General features: G+C 68.2%; 15 protein-coding genes. 4 read left to right on the top strand and 11 right to left on the bottom strand.

What is annotated here, in order from left to right:
- Window positions 1–204: 204 nt before the first annotated feature.
- The 3 genes from AC1RB9_RS12720 to ptaA all read left to right on the top strand — a co-directional run bounded on the left by AC1RB9_RS12720 (window position 205) and on the right by ptaA (window position 4,284).
- Entirely contained in the window at window positions 205–1,638 is a 1,434-nt protein-coding gene (locus AC1RB9_RS12720) for a TldD/PmbA family protein (protein ID WP_003451415.1), read from the top strand.
- On the top strand, window positions 1,638–2,963 hold the full coding sequence (locus AC1RB9_RS12715) for a TldD/PmbA family protein (protein ID WP_003113322.1): 1,326 nt from the start codon (window positions 1,638–1,640) through the stop codon (window positions 2,961–2,963). The genes AC1RB9_RS12720 and AC1RB9_RS12715 overlap by 1 nt, the downstream gene beginning before the upstream one ends.
- A 196-nt stretch (window positions 2,964–3,159) precedes the next feature.
- Entirely contained in the window at window positions 3,160–4,284 is a 1,125-nt protein-coding gene (gene ptaA, locus AC1RB9_RS12710) for a pyoverdine biosynthesis transaminase PtaA (protein WP_003113323.1), read from the top strand.
- 149 nt (window positions 4,285–4,433) lie between these two features.
- On the opposite strand, the gene tpx is transcribed toward ptaA, so the two are convergent.
- The 3 genes from tpx to AC1RB9_RS12695 form a co-directional block, all read right to left on the bottom strand.
- Complete coding sequence (gene tpx / locus AC1RB9_RS12705; RefSeq protein ID WP_003089950.1) at window positions 4,434–4,931, bottom strand: thiol peroxidase; 498 nt, start codon at window positions 4,929–4,931, stop codon at window positions 4,434–4,436.
- 134 nt (window positions 4,932–5,065) lie between these two features.
- The gene (locus AC1RB9_RS12700) at window positions 5,066–6,415 is read right to left on the bottom strand and encodes an alanine/glycine:cation symporter family protein (protein ID WP_003113324.1); all 1,350 of its coding nucleotides are present in this window, start codon (window positions 6,413–6,415) and stop codon (window positions 5,066–5,068) included.
- A gap of 155 nt (window positions 6,416–6,570) precedes the next feature.
- Window positions 6,571–7,482: a LysR family transcriptional regulator gene (locus tag AC1RB9_RS12695; protein ID WP_003120066.1), complete on the bottom strand. Its 912-nt coding sequence runs from the start codon at window positions 7,480–7,482 to the stop codon at window positions 6,571–6,573.
- Between the two features lie 118 nt (window positions 7,483–7,600).
- Here AC1RB9_RS12695 and AC1RB9_RS12690 point away from each other — a divergent pair, with 118 nt between their 5' ends.
- Complete coding sequence (locus AC1RB9_RS12690; protein WP_003113326.1) at window positions 7,601–8,596, top strand: aldo/keto reductase; 996 nt, start codon at window positions 7,601–7,603, stop codon at window positions 8,594–8,596.
- 230 nt (window positions 8,597–8,826) lie between these two features.
- Here AC1RB9_RS12690 and AC1RB9_RS12685 read toward each other — a convergent pair whose 3' ends face one another.
- The 8 genes from AC1RB9_RS12685 to AC1RB9_RS12650 all read right to left on the bottom strand — a co-directional run bounded on the left by AC1RB9_RS12685 (window position 8,827) and on the right by AC1RB9_RS12650 (window position 20,220).
- On the bottom strand, window positions 8,827–9,762 hold the full coding sequence (locus tag AC1RB9_RS12685; RefSeq protein WP_003089962.1) for a phosphatidate cytidylyltransferase: 936 nt from the start codon (window positions 9,760–9,762) through the stop codon (window positions 8,827–8,829).
- Window position 9,763: 1 nt separating this feature from the next.
- Window positions 9,764–10,393, bottom strand: a complete 630-nt coding sequence (locus AC1RB9_RS12680) for a lysophospholipid acyltransferase family protein (protein ID WP_003120065.1) — start codon at window positions 10,391–10,393, stop codon at window positions 9,764–9,766.
- An 11-nt stretch (window positions 10,394–10,404) separates the two neighbouring features.
- Window positions 10,405–10,857: a hypothetical protein gene (locus AC1RB9_RS12675; RefSeq protein WP_003451420.1), complete on the bottom strand. Its 453-nt coding sequence runs from the start codon at window positions 10,855–10,857 to the stop codon at window positions 10,405–10,407.
- Window positions 10,850–12,199, bottom strand: coding sequence for a phosphatase PAP2/dual specificity phosphatase family protein (locus tag AC1RB9_RS12670; protein WP_016852825.1), 1,350 nt, complete (start codon window positions 12,197–12,199; stop codon window positions 10,850–10,852). Before AC1RB9_RS12670 ends, AC1RB9_RS12675 begins: the two co-directional genes overlap by 8 nt.
- Window positions 12,199–13,959: a bifunctional alpha/beta hydrolase/class I SAM-dependent methyltransferase gene (locus AC1RB9_RS12665; RefSeq protein ID WP_003451500.1), complete on the bottom strand. Its 1,761-nt coding sequence runs from the start codon at window positions 13,957–13,959 to the stop codon at window positions 12,199–12,201. Before AC1RB9_RS12665 ends, AC1RB9_RS12670 begins: the two co-directional genes overlap by 1 nt.
- An 89-nt stretch (window positions 13,960–14,048) precedes the next feature.
- Window positions 14,049–14,684, bottom strand: coding sequence for a CDP-alcohol phosphatidyltransferase family protein (locus AC1RB9_RS12660; protein WP_003122639.1), 636 nt, complete (start codon window positions 14,682–14,684; stop codon window positions 14,049–14,051).
- A gap of 134 nt (window positions 14,685–14,818) precedes the next feature.
- Entirely contained in the window at window positions 14,819–18,484 is a 3,666-nt protein-coding gene (locus AC1RB9_RS12655; RefSeq protein WP_003451506.1) for a translocation/assembly module TamB domain-containing protein, read from the bottom strand.
- Entirely contained in the window at window positions 18,481–20,220 is a 1,740-nt protein-coding gene (locus AC1RB9_RS12650; RefSeq protein WP_003122638.1) for an autotransporter assembly complex protein TamA, read from the bottom strand. The genes AC1RB9_RS12655 and AC1RB9_RS12650 overlap by 4 nt, the downstream gene beginning before the upstream one ends.
- Window positions 20,221–20,314 lie beyond the last annotated feature (94 nt).

Genomic DNA, 20,314 nt, shown 5'->3' with positions numbered 1-20,314 from the left:
CATTGCGGGGGCCCAGGCAAAGCCTCTTTACCCGCTATTTACCCTTGCTTTACCGATAGTTAGGCATTCCGCCCGCAGGCTTCGGCGAGCCACCCGCAGCCTGGCACCAGGCTATGACAACAAACGGCTTGCTCCGTTACGGGCGAAGGCTTGAAATAGAGCGTTCTGCATTCGCCCACTCCGCAATCGGCCAGGGACGCACAGATGATCGACCCGTTGAAACACCGCTTCGCGGCGCTCCGCAGTCGCGCCGAATTCCACTCCTTGCGCTACGTCCAGCGTAGCGGCGAGTACCTCTCGGTGCGCCGCAACGTCAGCGAGCCGCCGCACTTCAGCCAGGACCGCGGCGCCATGCTCTGCGTACGGCTGAACGGCGTGGAAGCCTACGCCGCCACCAACGATCTCTCCGCGGCCGGCCTGCAGGCCGCCCTGGAGCAGGCCGAACGGCAAGCCGAGCGGATCGCCCGGCACGCCCTGTTCGACGTCAGCGGATTGCCGCCGGCAAGCGGCCGCTCGCAGTATCGCTCGCCGAACCAGGACGCCCCTTTCCCCTCCCTCGCCGAGTGCTACGAACTGCTCGCCGAGGAGTCCGCCAAGGTGCCGCGCGACGAGCGCCTGGTGAACTGGAGCGTATTCCTCGAAGTCAGCCGCCAGGAACAGCTCTACCTGAACAGCGCCGGCGCCGAGCAATACCACGAGCAGCGCTTCGTCTATCCCGGCGCCAGCGTCACCGCCTACGACGGCCATGACAGCCAGACCCGCAGTTTCGGCGGCCACCATGCCGGCCAGCAGGGCGGCGCCGAAGTGATCGAGCGCCTCGGCCTGGTCGGCGCCGCGCCGCGCATCGCCGACCAGGCCCTGCAACTGCTGGCGGCGCCGAACACCCCGAGCGGCCGCTGCGACCTGCTGCTGATGCCGGACCAGATGATCCTGCAGATCCACGAGTCGATCGGCCACCCGCTGGAGCTGGATCGCATCCTCGGCGACGAGCGCAACTACGCCGGTACCAGCTTCATCAAGACCGAGGACTTCGGTCGCTACCAGTACGGCTCCAGCCTGCTCAACGTCAGCTTCGACCCGGAAATCCCCGAGGAGCTGGCCAGCTACCGCCAGGACGACGACGGCAGCCCCGCGCGCAAGGAATACCTGATCCGCGAAGGCCGCCTGCTGCGTCCGCTCGGCGGCGCCCTGTCGCAACACCGCAGCGGCCTGGAGGGCGTCGCCAGCAGCCGCGCCAGCAGTTGGAACCGCGCGCCCATCGACCGCATGGCCAATCTCAACCTGGAGCCCGGCGACAAGAGCTTCGCGCAGCTGGTGGCCGGTATCGAGCGCGGGGTGCTGATGTCCTACAACCGCTCCTGGTCGATCGACGACGCACGCAACAAGTTCCAGTTCGGCTGCGAATGGGGCCAGTTGATCGAGGACGGCGAACTCAAGGGCGTGGTGAAGAACCCCAACTACCGGGGCATCTCCGCGCAGTTCTGGCGCAACCTCAGCGCGGTGGGCGACGCCGGCACCTTCGAGGTGCTCGGCACGCCCTACTGCGGCAAGGGCGAGCCGAACCAGGTGATCCGTGTCGGCCACGCCTCGCCGGCCTGCGTATTCAGCGATGTGGACGTATTCGGGGGAGATACCTGATGCACCAGAGACAGCATTTCGAAGCCCTCGCCGAGGACCTGCGCCGGCATCTGGCCGAGGGCGAGGACTTCACCCTCTGGTACAGCGCCGAGGACTCCGAGTTCATCCGCTTCAACCGGGCGCGGGTGCGCCAGGCCGGCCGGGTGCGCCAGGCCAGCGCGCTGCTCCGGCTGATCCGCGACGAACGCCAGGCGAGCCTCGACCTGACGCTCTCCGGCGCGCCGGAAGAAGACCGCCAGCGTCTGGCCGAAGGCCTTCGGCAACTGCGCCAGAGCCTGGCCTGGATTCCCGCCGATCCCTATCTGCTGCTCGACACCTCGGCCTGGCAGCGAGAGAACCAGGACCTCGGCGCAGCGCCCGACAGCGGCGCGCTGCTGGCCAGCCTCGAACGCCGGGCGCGCGACCTCGACCTGGTCGGCATCTATGCCGCCGGACCGCTGTTCCGTGGCTTCGCCAACTCCTGGGGCGCCTTCGGCTGGCATGCCGGCAGCAGCTTCAACTTCGACTGGAGCCTGTTCCATGGCAACGGCCAGGCGGTGAAGGCCGACTACGCCGGCCAGCGCTGGGACGACGAAGCCTTCGCCCGGCGCTTCGAACAGGCCCGGGAGCAGCTCGGCCACCTGGGCAAGCCGCTGCGCCAGTTGCGCCCCGGCGACTATCGCGCCTACCTGGCGCCGGCGGCGCTCGAGGAAGTCATGCAGATGCTCTGCTGGGGCGGTTTCTCCGCGCGCGCCCTGGCTACCGGCGAAAGCCCCCTGCAACGCCTGCAGAACGGCGACGCCCTGCTCAGCCCGCTGCTGAACCTCGCCGAGCGCCCTGCCACCTCGCCCTCCCCGGCATTCAGCGCGGAAGGCTCGCCGCGCGCCGAGGTCGAACTGGTCGGCAACGGCCGCCTGAGCGGACGCCTGGTGAGTTCGCGCAGCGCCCGCGAATACGGCCTGGTAGCCAATGGCGCCGGCGCCAACGAGGCGCCCACGGCGCTGGACATGGCCGGCGGCAGCCTGGAGCAGGCGCGCATCCTCGAGGCCCTGGATACCGGCCTGTACATCGGCAACCTGTGGTACCTGAACTACTCGGACATGCCCGCCGCACGCCTGACCGGAATGACCCGCTTCGCCACCTTCTGGGTGGAGAACGGCCAGATCCGGGCGCCGGTCAGCACCATGCGCTTCGACGACAGCCTGTACAGCTTCCTCGGCGCCCACCTGGAAGACCTCAGCCACGAGCGCGAACTGCGCCTGTCCAGCAATACCTACGGCGAACGCCAGACCGACTCGATGCACCTGCCGGGCGCGCTGACCGGGCGCTTCACCCTCACGCTCTGAATCCACACGGCGCTCCCCGGCGGTTCGCCGCCCGGGAGCGCCGCGTGCGCAATCCGAAGAACGACCGCCGATATTCCGGCGCCATTATCACGCCACCATAAACGGACCGACTCCCTCCTCGTTATCCACTCTGGTGACACACGCCCGAGAGGAACCCACCGCACGCATATCCCATTCGGTACACGGAGGTGAAGCTATGCCCGCTTTGAGTCGTCGTTCGTTCGTGACCCTGACCGCCCTGGCCTCCAGCAGCATCCTGCTGAGCCCGCGAGCCTTCGCCGGGAGCGGCGCGACAAGCGCCGCCGGCAAGCCGCAAGAGACCTTCCTGGATTTCAACGAAAGCCCCTACGGCCCCTCCGCCAAGGCCAGGGCCGCCATGCAGCGGGCGGCCGCGCTCTGCGGTCGCTACGACTACGACGCGCAGGACGCCCTGGTCGGCCTGTTCGCCAAGCAGAACGGCATCCCCGCCGAATGCGTGCACGCCTACTGCGGCTCGCGCCAGCCGCTGCAATACGCCGTCGCGGCGTTCACCGGCAAGGAGCGCGGCCTGGTCATCGCCGATCCCTCCTACGACTCCGTGGTCGGCGCCGCCCAGGCCCAGGGGGCGAAGGTCGCTGCCGTGCCGCTGGACGCCGAGGCGGCCCACGACATCGAGCGCATGCTCGCCGCCGCGCAACGCGACGCCGGGCTGATCTATATCTGCAACCCGAACAACCCGACCGGCACCCTCACCCCGCACGAGCGGATCGTCAGGGCGATCGAACGCAAGCCCGAGCGCAGCGTGGTGCTGGTCGACGAGGCGTATATCCATTTTTCCGACGCACCCAGCGTCGTTGGCCTGGCCGTCCAGCGCCAGGATGTGCTGGTCCTGCGTACCTTCTCGAAACTCTACGGGATGGCCGGCGCCCGGCTCGGCCTGGCCATCGGGCATCCGCAGCTGCTGGCGCGGCTGGAGCGCTTCGGCGGCCACAACGTGGTGCCCTCGCCGACCGCCCACGCCGGGCTGGAAAGCCTGCGTGACGACGACCTGGTGCCACGGCGCAAGCAGCAGAACGCAGAGGTCCGCGAGCGCACCATCGCCTGGCTGCGCCAGCAGGGCTTCCGCTGCACCGCCTCGCAGTCCAACTGTTTCATGGTGGATATGCGCCGTCCCGCCGAGCTGGTCATCGCCGAACTGGAGAAACAGCGGGTGCACGTCGGCCGCCCGTGGGCCTCCTGGCCCAACTGGGTCCGCGTGACGGTAGGCAGCGAGGAAGAGATGCAGGCGTTCCGGAGCGCCTTCGCCAGCGTCAGCCGGCGCCACCAGGTCGCCATGCGCTAGCGCTGCGTCTCTGCGACGCAGGGCGGATGACCGCGCTGCGATTATCCGCCCTGCTCATGGCCCGAGGCGAGCAGCCAAGGGATTCGGGTTCGCCCGTTACCAGCCAGCCTGGCTGACGGTCATGGGACGAAGCGGGTTGGCCGTGGGGCTCAGAGAGCCGCCAGGGCCGCCGCGTAGTTCGGCTCGTCGGCGATTTCGCCGACCAGTTCGCTGTGCAGCACCTTGTTCTGCTCGTCGAGCACCACCACGGCGCGCGCGGCCAGGCCGGCCAGCGGGCCGCTGGCGATGGCCACGCCATAGTTCTCGAGGAACTCGCGACCGCGCAGGGTCGACAGGTTGACTACGTTCTCCAGGCCTTCGGCGCCGCAGAAGCGCTTCTGCGCGAACGGCAGGTCGGCGGAGATGCACAGCACCACGGTGTTGGCCAGCTTGCCGGCCTCGACGTTGAACTTGCGCACCGAGGTGGCGCAGGTCGGGGTGTCGACGCTGGGGAAGATGTTCAGCACCTTGCGCTTGCCGGCGAAGTTTTCCAGGGTCACGTCGGCGAGGTCGCCGCCGACCAGGCTGAAGGCCGGAGCCTGGGCGCCTTTCTGCGGGAGCTGGCCATCGACGTTGACCGGGTTGCCCTTGAGAGTCACTTGAGCCATTGCGTTGATCCTTCTAGTCAGTGAGAAGCCGCCGGCCCTGTGGCCGGCGGCGGAAGCATTCGGGGCCGGCGACGATGCTAGCACGCTTTACCCGAGCGAAAACCTCGGGTTTGAGCGTCGCCGTCCCCCGAGGCTCAACTCCTGGCCTTGGCGAAATACTCCCGGGTCAGGCGGAACACCACCGGACTCAGCAGCAGCAAGGCGATCAGGTTGGGAATCGCCATCAGCGCGTTGAGGGTATCCGCCACCAGCCAGGCGAAGTCCAGCTGGGTCATGGCGCCGAACGGAATCGCCAGGGTCCAGACGATCCGGAACGGCAGGATCGCCCGGGTGCCCGCCAGGTACTCCCAGCAGCGCTCGCCGTAGTAGCTCCAGCCGAGGATGGTGGTATAGGCGAACACCACCAGGGCCAGCGACAGGATGTAGTGGCCGACGCCCGGCATCGCCGCCTCGAACGCCGCCGAGGACAGCGCCGCGCCGCTGGCGCCGCTGGTCCAGACGCCCGAGGTGATGATCGCCAGGCCGGTCAGGCTGCAGATGATCAGGGTATCGATGAAGGTGCCGAGCATACCGATCAGGCCCGAACGCACCGCGCTATGGGTCGTGCCGGCGGCCTGGGCGATGCCGGCGGTGCCGAGGCCGGCCTCGTTGGAGAAGATCCCGCGTGCGACGCCGAAACGGATTGCCGCCATCACCGCTGCGCCGGCGAAGCCGCCGGTGGCGGCGATCGGCGTGAAGGCGTGGGTGAAGATCAGTTGGAACGCGCCGGGAATCGCCTCGGCATGGACCACCAGGACGATCACCGAGGCGACGATGTAGCCGACGCACATGAAGGGCACCAGGGCTTCGGCGACCTTGCCGATACGGCGGATGCCACCAAGGATCACCAGCCCGGTGACGAGCATGGTGGCGACCCCGGTGACCCAGTCGGGCACGCCGAAGGAAACCTCCAGGGCATCGGCCATGCTGTTGACCTGGACCATGTTGCCGATACCGAAGCCGGCGAGCCCGCCGAACAGCGCGAAGGCCGCGCCGAGCCAGGCCCAGCGCTTGCCCAGACCGTTCTTGATGGCATACATCGGACCGCCGACGTGTTCGTTGCGCTCATCCTTCTCGCGGTAGTGCACCGCCAGCACCACTTCGGAGAACTTGGTGGCCATTCCCACCAGCGCGGTGCACCACATCCAGAACAGCGCGCCCGGGCCGCCGAGGAAGATCGCCGTGGCCACCCCGGCGATGTTGCCGGTACCGACGGTGGCCGCCAGGCAGGTCATCAGCGCCTGGAACGGGCTGATCTCGCCGCTGCTCTCGTCATCCTTGCTACGCCCCTGCCAGAGCAGGCGAAAGCCGACTCCCAGGCGCACCAGGGGCATGAACTTCAACCCCAGCATCAGGTACAGGCCGGTGCCGAGAATCAGCACCAGCATCAACGGCCCCCAGACCACGCCGTTCAGGTCGACCACCCACTTCTGCAAGCTTTCCATCAGCGATCCTTATTCTTGTTCGAATGAATGCGGCCTGGCGGCAGCGGGCATCCGGAACTCGGACGAACATCCCTGCTCGACAGGCCAAGGCTGCCGATCCTAACGAGGTTCTCTCGGCGAAATCGAGAAAAATCTTCGCCCGGAAAGCCTGCGTCTCATTGCGTCTCGCCGGCCGCCTGGCGACCGAACAGTTCCACCAGCCAGTCGACGAACACCCTCACCCGCGGCGACAACTGGCGCTGCGAGGGATACACGGCATGCAGCGGCAGCGATGGCGGCAACCATTCTCCGAGCACTTGTCGGAGGCTACCGTCGGCCAGGCCGGCGGCGACGTGATAGTGCGGCGCCTGGATCAGCCCGAGCCCGGCCCGGCAGGCGGCGACGTAGGCATCGGCGTTGTTGACGCTGACCCGGCTGCGCATCGGCAACGTGCGCAGACGCCCGTCGACGCTGAACTCGAAGTCGAAGGTACGCCCGCTGGAAGGCGACTGGTAGTTCACCGCGAGGTGCCCGCCGAGCTCGGCGAGCTGCCGCGGATGGCCATGACGCTCCAGGTAGGCGGCGCTGGCGCAGGTCACCTGCGGCAGGTCGGCCAGGTGCCGGCCGACCAGGCTGGAATCGTGCAGCTCGCCGACCCGCAGCACGCAGTCCGCACCCTCGCGCAGCAGGTCGACCAGGCGATCGTTGCTGCTCAACTGCAGCTCCAGTTCCGGGTAGCGCTCGCAGAACTCCGGCAGGAACGGAATCACCCGCATCCGCCCCAGCGCGCCCGGCAGGTCGACCCGCAAGCGCCCGCGCGGGTTGTTCAGGACGCGTGGAAAGCAGCTTTCCGCCTCCTCCAGGTCCGCCAGCAGGCGCACGCAACGCTCGTAGTAGGCCTGCCCGTCGAGGGTCAGGCTGACCTGGCGGGTGGTGCGCTGCAGCAACTGCACGCCAAGGTGCGCCTCCAGTTGCTGGATCGCCTGGGTCACGCTGGCGCGCGGCAGCTCCAGGCTGTCCGCGGCCTTGCCGAAGGCGCCCAGCTCGACGATGCGGGTGAAGGCCTGCATGGCCTGGAAACGATCCATCGGACACCCTCGATTATTTGGAAAATACGAATGGTAAAACCGTAATTATGGGCTTTATCCAGACCAATGCAGAGCGAAGAATGACGACGTTTTCCTTCCCTCCCGCGAGGCTCGACACATGAAAACCCGTCAACTCGGCCACAACGGCCCTTCCGTCTCCGCCATTGGCCTCGGCTGCATGGGCATGACCGACTTCTACACCACCGGCGGCGACCGCCAGGAGGCCATCGCCACCCTGCATCGCGCCGTGGAACTCGGGCTGAACTTCTTCGATACCGCCGACATGTACGGCCCGCACAGTAACGAGGAACTGCTCGGCGAGGCCCTGCGCGGCAAACGCGAGCAGGTGTTCCTGGCCAGCAAGTTCGGCATCGTCCGCGACCCTGCCAATCCCCGGGCGCGCGGCGTCGACGGCAGCCCGGCGTACATCCGCCGCGCCATCGAAGGCAGCCTGAAGCGCCTCGGTACCGACCGCCTGGACCTGTACTATCAGCACCGCATGGACCCGCAGGTACCCATCGAGGACAGCGTCGGCGCCCTCGCCGACCTGGTGAAGGCCGGCAAGATCCGCCACATCGGTCTCAGCGAAGCCTCGGCGGAAACCCTCGAGCGTGCCCACCGGGTGCACCCGATCAGCGCGTTGCAGAGCGAGTACTCGCTGTGGACCCGCGATCCGGAGGACACCGGGGTGCTCGCCGCCTGCCGTCGCCTGGGCATCGCCTTCGTCCCCTACAGCCCGCTGGGTCGAGGCTTCCTTACCGGCACCCTGAAGCGCCCGGAAGACTTCGCCGCCGACGACTACCGTCGTTTCAGCCCGCGCTTCCAGGGCGAGAACTTCGCGAAGAACCTGAAGCTGGTGGACAAGGTCGGCGAACTGGCCGCAGCCAAGGGCGTGAAACCCTCGCAACTGGCGCTGGCCTGGGTGCTGGCGCAGGGCGATGACCTGATCCCGATTCCCGGCACCAAACAGCGGCGCTACCTGGAGGAGAACGTCGCCGCGACGGAATTGCGCCTGAGCGCGGCGGAACTGGCCGAGCTGGATGCGATCTTCCCCGCCGAGGCGGTCGCCGGCAGTCGCTATAGCGAGGAAGGCATGCGCCTGGTCAATCTCTGAGACAGTGAAGCTGCGGTCACGTCCCCGTATGCCGGAGCCTGGTTGTAGGGCGAATCACCGCTTGCGGTTATCCGCCGCTTATCCGGGGTTTCGGCGGATACCGCCTGTGACGGTATCCGCCCTACGGGTCTCTATCGCTCGCAATTTCCTGGCTGCCTACACGGCGGGAAAACGACGACGGGGCGGCCGCCATCGGCAACCGCCCCGCTCCCCTCGGCGCCAGGCGAACCTCAGGGCGTCCACCAGTAGCGCACCACGTGGAAGAAGATCGGCGCGGCGAAGCACACCGAGTCCAGGCGGTCGAGCATGCCACCGTGGCCTTCGATCATGTGCCCCCAGTCCTTGACCCCACGGTCGCGCTTGATCGCCGACATCACCAGGCCGCCGAAGAAGCCCAGCAGGTTGATCAGCAGCGCGATCAACGCCGCCTGCCAGAGGTTGAACGGGGTGATCCACCACAGCGAGGCGCCGATGGCGGTGGCCAGGGCGATGCCGCCGACGAAGCCTTCGACGGTCTTCGACGGCGACAGGTTGGGAGCGATCTTGCGCTTGCCGAACAGCTTGCCGCAGATGTACTGCATCACGTCGGAGAGCTGCACGACGATCACCAGGTAGGCGATCAGCAGCAGGTTGCGCCCCTCGAAGCCGGGGATGTCGAGGGTCAGCAGCGCCGGCACGAAGGAGATACAGAACACCGCCAGCATCAGGCCCCACTGCACTTTCGAGGCGCGCTCGAGGAAGTGCTTGGTGTCGCCGCCCAGCGAGGCGAGGATCGGCAACAGCAGGAACACGTACACCGGGATGAAGATCGAGAACATGCTGTACCAGTCGATGTAGATCAGCAGGTACTGCATCGGCAGCACGAAGTAGAACGCCGCCACCAGCGCCGGGTAGTCGCTGCGCCGGGTCGGGGTGAGGGTGATGAACTCGCGCAGGGCGTAGAACGACACGCCATAGAACAGCAGGATCACCGCCGCCTGGCCAAGCCAGAAGGCGAAACCGATCACCAGGACCATCGCCCACCAGGCGTTGATCCGTGCGTTCAGGTTGTCGATCACCGCGTTCGGGCCGGGACCGGCGCGCCACTTGAGGACGAAGCCGACCAGCGAGGCGAGCAGCAGCAGCGCGCCGATCCCGCCGAAGAGCATCCAGGTCTGTTCGTTCATCTCAGGCCTCCTCTTCCGGCGCCAGGTCCAGCAGGGCCATGCGCGCTCGTTCGAGGAACGCCTCCTTGCCTTCTTCCGCCGTGGCGACCAGCGGCTTGCCGAAGCTCAGGGTGCAGAGCAGCGGCAACGGCAGCATGCGGCCCTTGGGCATGACCCGGTTGAGGTTGGCCAGCCAGACCGGCACCAGCTCGACGTCCGGGTGGGCCAGGGACAGGTGGTAGATACCGCTCTTGAATGGCAACAGCTTGACCTCGTCGTCCAGGTTGCGGGTGCCCTCGGGGAAGATGATCAGCGAATCGCCGCCGTCCAGGGCGCGGTCGAGGGGTTCGAGCGGATTGGCATTGACCTCGCTGCGCTGGCGGTCGACCAGCACGCCGTTGAACACCTTGTTGATCACGTAGCTGCGCAGGCCGGCCTTGTTCCAGTAGTCGGCGCCCGCCACCGGCCGGGTACGCCGCCGCACCTCCGGCGGCAACGAGGCCCAGAGCAGGACGAAGTCGCCATGGCTGCTGTGGTTGGCGTAATAGATGCGTTGCTTGGGGATCGGCGTGGTGCCCAGCCAGAGGCTGCGCAAGCCGGTGATGGCGCGGGCGCCGGCGATGATGCCATAGGCGACGACTGATTCGAGCATGGGAAGACTCTTCAGGTTTGAGCGTTGAATAGAGGGATCGACAACAGGCACGACAAGGCCAGCAGTAACTGGGCGCCACAGGCCAGCGCCTGCCAGCGTAGCAGGCGCAGGGCGCCGCGGCTGCGCTGGTTCCAGGTGCGCCCTGCGGCGTCCGCTCGGGCCAGGCCGAGATCGGCCAGGGCCCGGTCCAGGTCTTGGGTCTGCGCTTCCAGCCTGTCGCCGACGTGGCTGAAACGTTCGAACAGTTCGGCGTCCAGGGCCACTCGCAGCGCCCAGTACTTCTGCCACAGGCCGAGCAGGGCGATCGCCAGCATCGCCGCAGCGAAATAGCGCCAGCCGATGCCCTGCACGGCCTGGTACAGGCCCAGCCCGATGGCCAGCAGGGTCAGTGCGGCGGACAGCCGGTCAAGCTCGCGGCCACGGCGCAGCAGGGCCGCCACCAGGGCCAGGGTTTGCTCAGGCATGGCGCACCTCGCCCAGTTCCGCCGATGGCTCCGGCACGCTCCCGCTCAGCGCCGCGAGGGTCCGCCGCTGGGCCTCGCCCAGCAGCACTTGCGGTCGCGCCCGACGTAACACGGCCACGGCCGACTCGACGTCCGCCGCGCGGCCGCTGAGCAGCAGCCAGGCGGCGACCAGCGTGGCGCTGCGCGAATAGCCCAGGGCACAGGCCACCAGCAGCGGCCCTTGCGCCAGCAGTTCGTCGATCAGCACCGCGGCGCGCCGGCAGTCCTCGACGTCCGGCGCGACCAGGTCGAGCAACGGCAGGCTGCGATAGGCCAGCCCCTGCGGCTTGCAGGAAAGTTCGGCGGTAGCGTCGAGCAATGCGCGGAAGCGGCCGTCGGCCAGTTCCGCGGACGACGGCAGGCGCCCCAACCAGAGGCCCGGCAGCACCTCGTCCGGCTGCGGCCGGCGACGGGTCCAGAGCCAGGCGTTGATCCGCGCGGCAAGCAGATATGGCGCCAGCAGCCAGCGCGCGGCGGCGCTCAGGCGGCCAGTGCTGCCCTTCTGGAAGCCGGCGGCGCCGAACAGCAGGTAGTTCAGCGCCACCAGCGCCAGCGCCAGCGCCGGCCAGCACAGCCACAACGCCGCACCGCCGACGGCAAAGGCGACGGCGGCGCAGGCCAGCGCGCCGAGGCCGTAGCGAGCGGCCAGCCGCCGCCGTTGCCGGTCGCGGCTCAGACTGGCGCGGGCGAACGGCGCGGGCTGCGCCTGCGGCCACAGCCAGACGCACAGCCAACCGGCCAGCGCGCCGGTGGGCACGTCGATGAAATGGTGCTGCCAGGTGGTCAGCACCGACAGCCCGATCAGCGCGAACCAGCCATGCAGCAGCCAGCGCCAGGCGCCGCTGGCGTAGCGCGCGTAGCAGACCCAGAGCACTACCAGCAGGGCGATGTGCAGCGACGGTGCCTGGTTGTACGGTTTGTCGAACCCCATCAGCACGTCGAACAGCCAGCCGAACACGCCGCCCAGTTCCGGCCGTTCGAAGGTGAAGCGCAGGGGGAACAGCAGGAAGCAGGTCACCGACAGCACCTGGGCGCTGAGCAGGCGCAGGCAGTGGGTGTCCAGCTCGCGCTTGTCCCGCGGCAACAACAGCGACAGGCCGTAGAGCAGGTCGATCGACCAGTACGGCAGGATGGTCCAGGGCCACAGCGGCATCCCGCGTTCCCAGTCGAAGACCAGGCTGCCGACGTCGCCGCGCTGGCTGGTCAACCAGTTGGCCAGGCCATAGCTGGCGAAGAAGAACGGGCCGAGGAACAGCAGCCAGAGCACCGCCCGCTTCAGTACCCCCGGCTCGCGCGGCGCCATCAGCGGGCGACCTTCTGCGCCAGCGATACGCTGAAGATGCCCCACTGGTCGACCCGCTGGGTGATCTTGCGGAAGCCGGCGGCGGCCACCAGCTGGTCCATTTCCGCCTGGGTCCGGCGCCGCATCACCCAGGCCTGGCCCTGGCGGTGGCTGGTCAGCGCGCGGGCGATCAGTTCCAGCTGCGGGTGCCAGGGCTGTCCGGTGTAGACCAGGTAGCCGCCCTCCTCCAGCGCCTCGCCGAGGCCGGCGAGGGAGTCGCCGACCATGCGGTTGTCGGCGAACAGCTCGTAGAGCCCGGAAACCACCCCGAGGCTCGGCTTCGGTTGCAGCGCCGACAGGTCGGCGCGATCGAAGGCGTCGCCCTTGACGAAGCGGGCGATGCCGGCGAGGCCCTTGCTTTCGATCAGGGCGCTGCCGTCACGCACGTTGATCTCGCTGTAGTCGCGCAGGAGGATGCTTTCCGGCAGCGGCTCGACGCCTTGCAGGGCTTCGAGGATGTAGCGGCCGTGGCCGGCGGCGATGTCGACGATGCGCACCTCGCGCTGCTCCTCGCGCAACCGCTGCATGGCCAGGCGCAGCAGCTCCTCGGCGTGCAGCTTGCGCTGGCGGATGCCGCGCCAGCCGATGGAGTCCAGGTAGTTGCGGTCGATCAGGCGACCCAGCGGGCCGCTGCCGCTGGGCTGGTTGCGGTAGACATAGTCGAGGGTGCTGCCGGAATCGAAACCGGTGTCGAAGCCCAGCTTGACCCCGTCCGACCACAGGCTGCCCAGGCGCAGCCCGGCACGGGTGGCGCGCCAGTAGAGATCGCGCGGCGAGTTCTTCGGCAACGGCGCGGCCAGCGCCTCGGCCTCGGCGCAGGTATGGCCCAGGCGGTCGGCATCGAGCAGGCTCGGTCGTTCGGGGGCCGTGGCGAATGCCTCGAGGAGGAAGCGCCGGGCACGGCCGACGGCCAGGTGACGATCGCGCTCGCCAAGGGTGTCGTGGAAGAAGCCGGGCAGGATGTGCTTTTCCTTGCGCAGGCTGCCGAGACGCTCGAAGAAGCGCTCCTGCGGCGCACGATGGACGACGAAGTCGGCCCCGGAAATCAGCAGTTGGGTGGGAATCTGGATCGCCTGTGCGTCCGCTACCACCCGCTCGGCAGCTTCGTAGAGGCCGAGCAGGACGTTCACCGAGATCGCCTTGGCGATCAGCGGGTCGCTGTCGTAGGAGGCGATCCGCTGCGGGTCGTGACTGAGGAAGCGTGCCTTGACATAGCTGTTGACGAAGAAATTGCCGCGCCACAGGCGCATCAGTTTCAGCCCGCTGCGGGCGAACGGCACGTAGAGCTTGACCTGGAACGCCGGCGAAGCCAGCACCAGTGCGCGCACCTTCGGCGCGTAGTCGTGGGCCCAGGTGGAAACCAGCACCGCGCCGACGCTCTGCGCCACCACCGCCATCCGCTCTTCGGCGATACCGTGGACGGCCTGGATATGGTCGACGAAGGTCTGTACGTCGCGCACGCTGGTGGCAAAGCTCGGGCTGTCGCCGCGGGCGCCTGGCGAGAGGCCGTGGCCACGGGCGTCCCAGGCGAAGAAGTCGTGTTCCGGCAGGTCGAGTTCGTCGACCAGATGGGCGATCCGCCCGGAGTGCTCATGGCCGCGGTGGAACAGCAGCACCGCCTGGCGCGTGCCGTCCGGCGCCGGGCGGCTGGCCGGCCAGTGGCGGTAGAAGAGCTCTACCCCGTCGTGGGTGGTGAAACGCAGTTCCTGTACGTCGCGCATGTGATGTCCCTATGTCGTTGCCCCGGCCGGGATCCCGGCGGGGTTGCTTCCTGCGGGCGCCCACCTCCATGGCGTTCGCCCGTTCCCTCTCAGGCCTGGCCGTCGCTGCCCCGTCGACTCGCGGCCAGCTCGGCCAGGCCCTGGCGCACGCGGTTGCCGATGGTCAGCAACAGCAGGGCCGCGATCAGCAACATCAGCCAGTCGATCCAGGCCAGCGGCAACAGGCCGCTGGCCACCCCGGCGCCGATCACGCCGAAACACAGCGCCCGGTCGCTCTTGCCCATCGGGCCGTCGTAGCGGCGCGAAGCGCCGACCATGGTGCCCAGCGCGCCGGCATATTCGCTGATCACCGCCAGCAGCACCACCAGCACCACCCATAGCGGGTTGACTCCCGGCAACAGGGCGAACGGCAGGTACAGGCCGCTGTCGGCGATCACGTCGGTGAGTTCGTTGAGGTAGGCGCCCAGGTCGGATTTCTGGCCGAACTCGCGGGCGAGCATGCCGTCCACCGCGTTCAGCGCCATGCGCAGGAACATCCACAGCGGAACGAGGGCGAACAGCCAGAGATGGCTGGCGAAACCGGCGACCAGCGCGCCGACCAGCAGCGACAGCAGGCAGGCCGCCAGGGTCACCTGGTTGGCAGTGATGCCGCGCCGGTAGAGGCGCTGCACGCCGGGACGAAGAAGATTCTGAAAGCGCGGTTTGAGTTGATAGACGGAAATCATGTCAGCCAGTCCTTGTGCCGAGTTGCTTCGGGCACCGACCTGGCGGTCGGCGCCCGCTCCATTCTACGACGTCGATGCGCCGCTAAAAGTGACACACTTTTATGCGTTACGCATGGTCCGTATCAGCGCATCCGTCAGAAATCGCGCTTGAAGAACAGGTCCAGCGAACTGGCCAGGCCGCTCGCCGCTTCGAGATAGAGGCGTTTGGTCAACTGGTAGCGCAAGGCGATGGTATTTGCCGGTTCGAACACTCCAACACCATAGCGCAGGCTGAGCTTGTCGGTGATATTCCCGCTAGCGACCACGCTGGTGCTGTTGCCGGTGCCCTCGGTGTCCAGCTGGAAGTCCTGGATGCCGAGCTGCTTGGCGATTTCCCCGGTGAGCGGTGCGCTACCGGCCAGGCCCAGGGCCAGGGCCGCCTCGCCGAGCATGTTGCTGTCTTCGCCGGTGCTCATCGGCCGCCCCAGCACCAGGTAGGACAACGCCTGCTCCTGGCTCATCGCCGGTTCGGAGAATACCGCGCTGGTCGGCTGCTCGGCGCTGCCGGTCAGGCGCAGGCCGGCGACCACGTCGTCGACCCGGCGGATCGCCTCGATATCCAGGTACGGCTGGTCGATCGGTCCGGCGAAGAACAGCCGCGCCCTACGGATCGTCAGGCGCTGGCCGTAGGCACGATAGCGGCCCTTGTTCAGGTTCAGCTCGCCGCGGGTATCCAGGTTGTCGCCGATGTGCAGGTGGCCGGCCAGTTCGGCGCTGAGGCCGAAGCCGGAAAACGCCAGCTTGTCCTGGCCGACCTCGACATCGATGTCCATCTTCATCTTCAGCGGCTGCTGCTCGGGCTGCTCGGAGCCGACGATCACCGCGTCGTCGGAGACCTTGACCGTGGATGGCGGCAACTGGCGGATGGTGATGTCGCCACGCGGCACCAGGACCTTGCCGGAGATCGCCAGCTCCTGGCCGGCCATGCCGATCTTCAGGTCCGGTTCCACCTCCAGTTGCGCATAGGGATCGACCACCACCGGCAGGCGGTTGCCACGGATGTTCAGGGCGACGTTCAGCGCCTCGCCCCAGCTCAGGTTGCCGGACAGGCTGCCCTGGCCGTACCTGCCGCTGCGCCAGCCGCCGCCGAGTTCCAGGCTTTCGCCAGCGATGCGAGCGTCGAGGGAAAGGTTCTCGAAGCTGGTCGGCAGCTCGCCGCCGCCGATGTTGCCGTCGCTCAGCGTCACCCGTCCGTCGACCCGCGGCGCCAGCAGGCCGCCGGACAGCCGGCCGCTGCCGTTCAGCCTGCCTTGCAGTTTCTCCACCATCGGCACGAACGGGCGCGCCACCGACAGGTCGAGGCCGGCCAGGCTGAACTCGCCGCTCAGCGGCTTGCTCGCCGGGCGCGGGTCGATCTGCGCCTGCACCCGCAACTCGCCGAGCTTCGGTCCGCGGAAGTCGAGGGAGGTATCGACGCGGTTGGGCGCCAACCGGCTCTCCAGGCGCAGGCTGTCGTAGCCGACGTCGACCCACTGGCCCTGGTCGCGCAGGCGCAGCGTACCGCTGCCGGCGTCCAGGCTGACCACGCCGCTCGGGCCGCGGGCCGGAACGTCCAGTTGCAGGTCGCCGTTCAGCTTGCCCTGCCAGGCGAAGTCCTCGGGGAACCATTGCTTCAGGCTGTCCAGCGGGAAGTCGCGCAGGGTGTAGCGCAGCCGCGGCTCGGGCAGCAGGCGCTGCTCGCCGCCGCAGAGGCTGGCGGCGCCGGATACCCAGCAATGTGCGCCGAAATTGACCCTGCCGTCGGCCAACCGCTCCAGGCGCGCCGGCTGCTGTAGCTTCCAGTCCTGGCCGCCACTGCTCAACTCGCCGCGCGCCAGGCGACCGCGCCAGTTGCCGCGCTCCAGTTGCCCGTCGAAGGCCAGGCCGAGCTTGAGCAAGGCACCTTGCAGGTCCAGTTCCAGTTGCTGGCGGCGTTGGTCGCCGCGGGCATTGGCCTTGAACAGGCCGAGATCGGTTTCGCCGCTGCGCAGGCCGGAAGCGACCAGCGCCAGGGTGCCATTCTGCCGGGCATCGAGGTTCGCCTGCAGGTCGAGGCCGGCGATGCGCTGCTCGGCGTAGGCGATCTGCTGTCCCTTGAGGTTCAGCCTGCCTTGCGGCGCCGCGAGGCTGCCAGCCAGGTCGAGGCGTCCGTCGAGGCGACCGAAGAGTTGCGGCCAAAGCTGGCCGAGACGGTTCAGGGCGATGTCCAGGCGGCCTTGCAGGCGCTGGTCGAGCGCCCCGCTGCCCTGAACCTTGTTATCCCCCAGGCGCAGGTCGAGGTTGCCCAGCGTCCAGCGCTGCCCCTCGCCTTCGGCGCGCGCCTGGAATAGCGCCGGCTGGCCGCGCAGGCGGCCCTTGACGTCGAGATCCACGCCCAACGCCAGCCGCTCGTCGCGAACACTTCCCTGGCTACGCAAGGGACCGGCCAGTGAACCCGGCAGCTCGGCGACCCAGTAAGCCGGGTTCAGTTCGCTGAGCTGCAGGGCGGTATCCCAAGCCACGCCATTGTCGAAACGCAACGTCACCCGCCCCTCGGCCTGGCCTTGCCCGGCGCGGAGCTGCAGCGACGGCAGGTTGAGCTGGACGAGGTCGCCGGACACCGGGCTGGCCAGCGTGAAGTCGCCCGCCGGACCGCTCGCCGCCGCGCTGAAATTGCCCAGGTAGCGCTGGTCCTGGTAATGCACTTCCGCCTTGAAGGTCTTCAGCGTCACCGGCGGCGGCTCCGCCAGCGGATACAGGCGCAGCCAGGGGAAATCCTTCCAGTCCAGGGTCGCGTCGGCGGCCAGGCTTTCGCGCCAGTCCAGGCGTCCGACCAGCTCCAGGCGCTGCTCGCCGCCAGCGTCCAGGCGCAGTTGGCGGATATCCGCGCCCTGGGCGTCGACCCGCCCGTCCAGGCTCAACGCCACCGCCCCGCCCTCGCCCGGCAGGCTGGCGCCACCGCGGATCAGGTAACCGCTCTTGAGATCGCCGCCGGCATCGAGCTGGATGGCATTCAGGGTCAAGGTGTCCGGTAGTCCGGCCGCACCCTTGAAACCGTCGGCGCGGATCAGCAATCGTGCCGGCAGGTTTTCCGCCAGCGCCTGCAACTGTCCTTCCAGGCTGCCGTCCAGGTAACCGCTGCTGCGGCCTTTCAGGGTCAGCGCCTGCTGCAGCTCACCGCCGACCTGGACGGCCAGCTTCCACGGCTTGCCTTCGGGAGCGGGCAGGCCGAGCGTGGCTTCGGCCTGCAAGGGCCAGTCGCCGCTCGGCTGCAAGCGCCCCTGGAGCGCCAGGTCCAGGCCGAAGCCCCGCGCCGTCAGCGAGTCGATGTGCAGGCCGTCGGCCAGCCAATGGGCCGCCAGCTTGAGTTCGGCGACCTGCTGGTTGCCGTCGAGCAGGAAGCTGCCGACCGCCACTTCGCCGAGTTCGATGCTCAGCGGCAGTTTCAGCGTCGGCAGGCTGATCGGCCCGCTGTCGGCGCTGTCGCCGCTCGGCGGCAGGTCCAGCGCGACCCGTTCGGCGGCCACCCGCTGCAGGCACAGGCGCAGCCCCGCCAGGCAGCCCGGCGACCAGCGCAGTTCAGGCCGCTCGACGACCAGTTGCGTACCGTCCTGCGCCCAGGACAGCCGCCGTGCCTGCCAGGCGCCACCGAGGCGACCCTCGAAGCCGCTGACCTGCAGGCCCGGCACGCGGCCGAGCAGCCAGGCGCTGCCGGTCTGGGTGCCGAGCAGCGCAGCGAGTCCCAGGAGCAGCGCGAGGAGCAGCCCGACTATGGCCAGCAAGGTGATCTTCAGCGCCTTCACAGTTCTGGCCCCATGGAGAAGTGCAGGCGGAAACCGCCGTCGTCGTCGAGCGCATGGGCCAGGTCGAGGCGCAACGGGCCGACCGGCGAGACCCAGCGCACGCCGAAGCCGACCCCGGTCTTGATCGACGGGAAGTCCAGCGAGTTGAAGGCGTTGCCCTGGTCGACGAAGGTCGCCAGGCGCCAGCGCTCGGCCAGCGGATATTGATACTCGACGCTGCCGGCGATCATGTAGCGGCCGCCGATCTTGTCGCCATCGGAATTCTCCGGCGACAGCGTCCGGTAGTCGTAGCCACGCACGCTCTGGTCGCCGCCAGCGAAGAAGCGCAGCGAGGGCGGGATCGACTTGTAGTCGTTGGTGGCGATTCCGCCTACCTGCAGGCGGCCGAGCAGGCGATGGCCGCCGGCGAAGCTGGTCAGGCCCTTGGCCATGGCGTCGACATGGAGGACGTCGGCGTCGGCCAGCAGGCCTTCCTTCGCCCCCTTGACGTTGAACTGCAGGCGGTAGCCATGGCTGGGGTCGACCTTGTTGTCGGTCTCCAGCAGCGAGTAGCCGATCCCCGGCATCAGGAAGCTGCTCAGCCCGGAGTCGTCGCCCAGCTTGTACTCCTCGCGCATCCAGTTCAGCGAAACCACCCGCTGCCAGCCATCGGGCTGCTTGCTGTGCCATTCGCCGCCAAGGGTCAGCAGCTTGCTCTCGGTGTCGACCAGGTCTTCGAACTGGTAGCCGCTGGTGAAGCGCAGCTTGTCGGTGAGCGGCGGATCGAGGGGAATCTCGTACCAGGCGCCGACGTTCTGCCGTGGTGCGGAGATTTCCGACTCGAATCCCAGGCTATGTCCTTCGGCATTCACCCAATGGCGGGTCCAGTTGAACCTCGCGCGCGCCCCGACGTCGGTCGAGAAACCGAGGCCGACGCCCATGGTCCGGGGCTTGCGCGCCTCCAGCCGGACCGCTACCGGGATCGCCTGGCGCGCGCCGTCGGCCTGCGCCTGGGTCGGCGCGGCGTCGACCCGCACGCCCTCGAAGTAGCCGCTGGATTGCAGGTTCTGGTTGAGTTCGGCGATCAGTTCGGAGTCATAGGGTTGGCCGGCCTTGAACGGCACCATGCGGCGCAACAGTTCTTCCTCGATGATCGAGTCGCCGTCGAAGCTCACCTTGCCGAAGGTGTAGCGCTGGCCGCTGTCGTAGACCAGGTCGATGTCGGCGATGCCGGCGCGCGGATCGATGCTCAGGCGCTGGGTGCTGAAGCGGCCCTGGAAGAAGCCGTAGCGCGAGGCCTGGTTCTGGATCAGCCGCTTGGCGTCCTCGTAGACGCCCTGGTTCAGCTTCGCGCCCGGTTTCAGCTGCTTGCCCGACGGCAAGCGGAAGCTCTCCAGGCTGGCGGCCTCGCCGAGCACCTGGATATTCACCTGGCGCAGGCGCACGGGCTCGCCGGGCACTACCTTGAGCGTGAGCTTCGGCGGCTTGCCGTCCTTCACCTCGCTGTCGATCTGCGCCTGGAAGTAGCCGAGCGCCTGGGCCGCCTTTTCCGCCTGTGCCTCGGCATTGCGGCGGAAACGTTGCAACGCCGCCTCGTCCCGCTCGCCGAGGCTACCCACATAGGCCTCGATATTGGCCTTCAGGGCGGCATTGGCGGGGGTGACGCGCACGCTAAGCTGGCTCTCCGCGAAGGCGGCCGTACTCAGGCACAGCAGCCCGGCCAGCGGGAACCGGAACAATCCTTGAGTCAGTCTCATGGCGCGGATGCTACGCAGGCGGGTGGCGCGCGTCCAGATTTGCGCGGACGCCGCCGACCACCTCCTGACATTCGGGTTTTATGACGCCAAGCGC

The sequence above is a fragment of the Pseudomonas sp. 20-5 genome (genome assembly GCF_056782835.1).
The sequence above is the reverse complement of the archived record's forward strand: the minus strand, read 5'-3'. Positions and strand labels throughout refer to the sequence as shown.

Coding starts and splice junctions, on each gene's coding strand:
- AC1RB9_RS12670 (WP_016852825.1), bottom strand. CDS start 12,199: ATGGCGCCGCGCGAGCCGGGGGTACTGAAGCGGGCGGTGCTCTGGCTG.
- AC1RB9_RS12650 (WP_003122638.1), bottom strand. CDS start 20,220: ATGAGACTGACTCAAGGATTGTTCCGGTTCCCGCTGGCCGGGCTGCTG.
- AC1RB9_RS12680 (WP_003120065.1), bottom strand. CDS start 10,393: ATGCTCGAATCAGTCGTCGCCTATGGCATCATCGCCGGCGCCCGCGCC.
- AC1RB9_RS12700 (WP_003113324.1), bottom strand. CDS start 6,415: ATGGAAAGCTTGCAGAAGTGGGTGGTCGACCTGAACGGCGTGGTCTGG.
- AC1RB9_RS12660 (WP_003122639.1), bottom strand. CDS start 14,684: ATGATTTCCGTCTATCAACTCAAACCGCGCTTTCAGAATCTTCTTCGT.
- AC1RB9_RS12675 (WP_003451420.1), bottom strand. CDS start 10,857: ATGCCTGAGCAAACCCTGGCCCTGGTGGCGGCCCTGCTGCGCCGTGGC.
- AC1RB9_RS12690 (WP_003113326.1), top strand. CDS start 7,601: ATGAAAACCCGTCAACTCGGCCACAACGGCCCTTCCGTCTCCGCCATT.
- ptaA (WP_003113323.1), top strand. CDS start 3,160: ATGCCCGCTTTGAGTCGTCGTTCGTTCGTGACCCTGACCGCCCTGGCC.
- AC1RB9_RS12685 (WP_003089962.1), bottom strand. CDS start 9,762: ATGAACGAACAGACCTGGATGCTCTTCGGCGGGATCGGCGCGCTGCTG.
- AC1RB9_RS12665 (WP_003451500.1), bottom strand. CDS start 13,959: ATGCGCGACGTACAGGAACTGCGTTTCACCACCCACGACGGGGTAGAG.
- AC1RB9_RS12715 (WP_003113322.1), top strand. CDS start 1,638: ATGCACCAGAGACAGCATTTCGAAGCCCTCGCCGAGGACCTGCGCCGG.
- AC1RB9_RS12695 (WP_003120066.1), bottom strand. CDS start 7,482: ATGGATCGTTTCCAGGCCATGCAGGCCTTCACCCGCATCGTCGAGCTG.
- AC1RB9_RS12720 (WP_003451415.1), top strand. CDS start 205: ATGATCGACCCGTTGAAACACCGCTTCGCGGCGCTCCGCAGTCGCGCC.
- tpx (WP_003089950.1), bottom strand. CDS start 4,931: ATGGCTCAAGTGACTCTCAAGGGCAACCCGGTCAACGTCGATGGCCAG.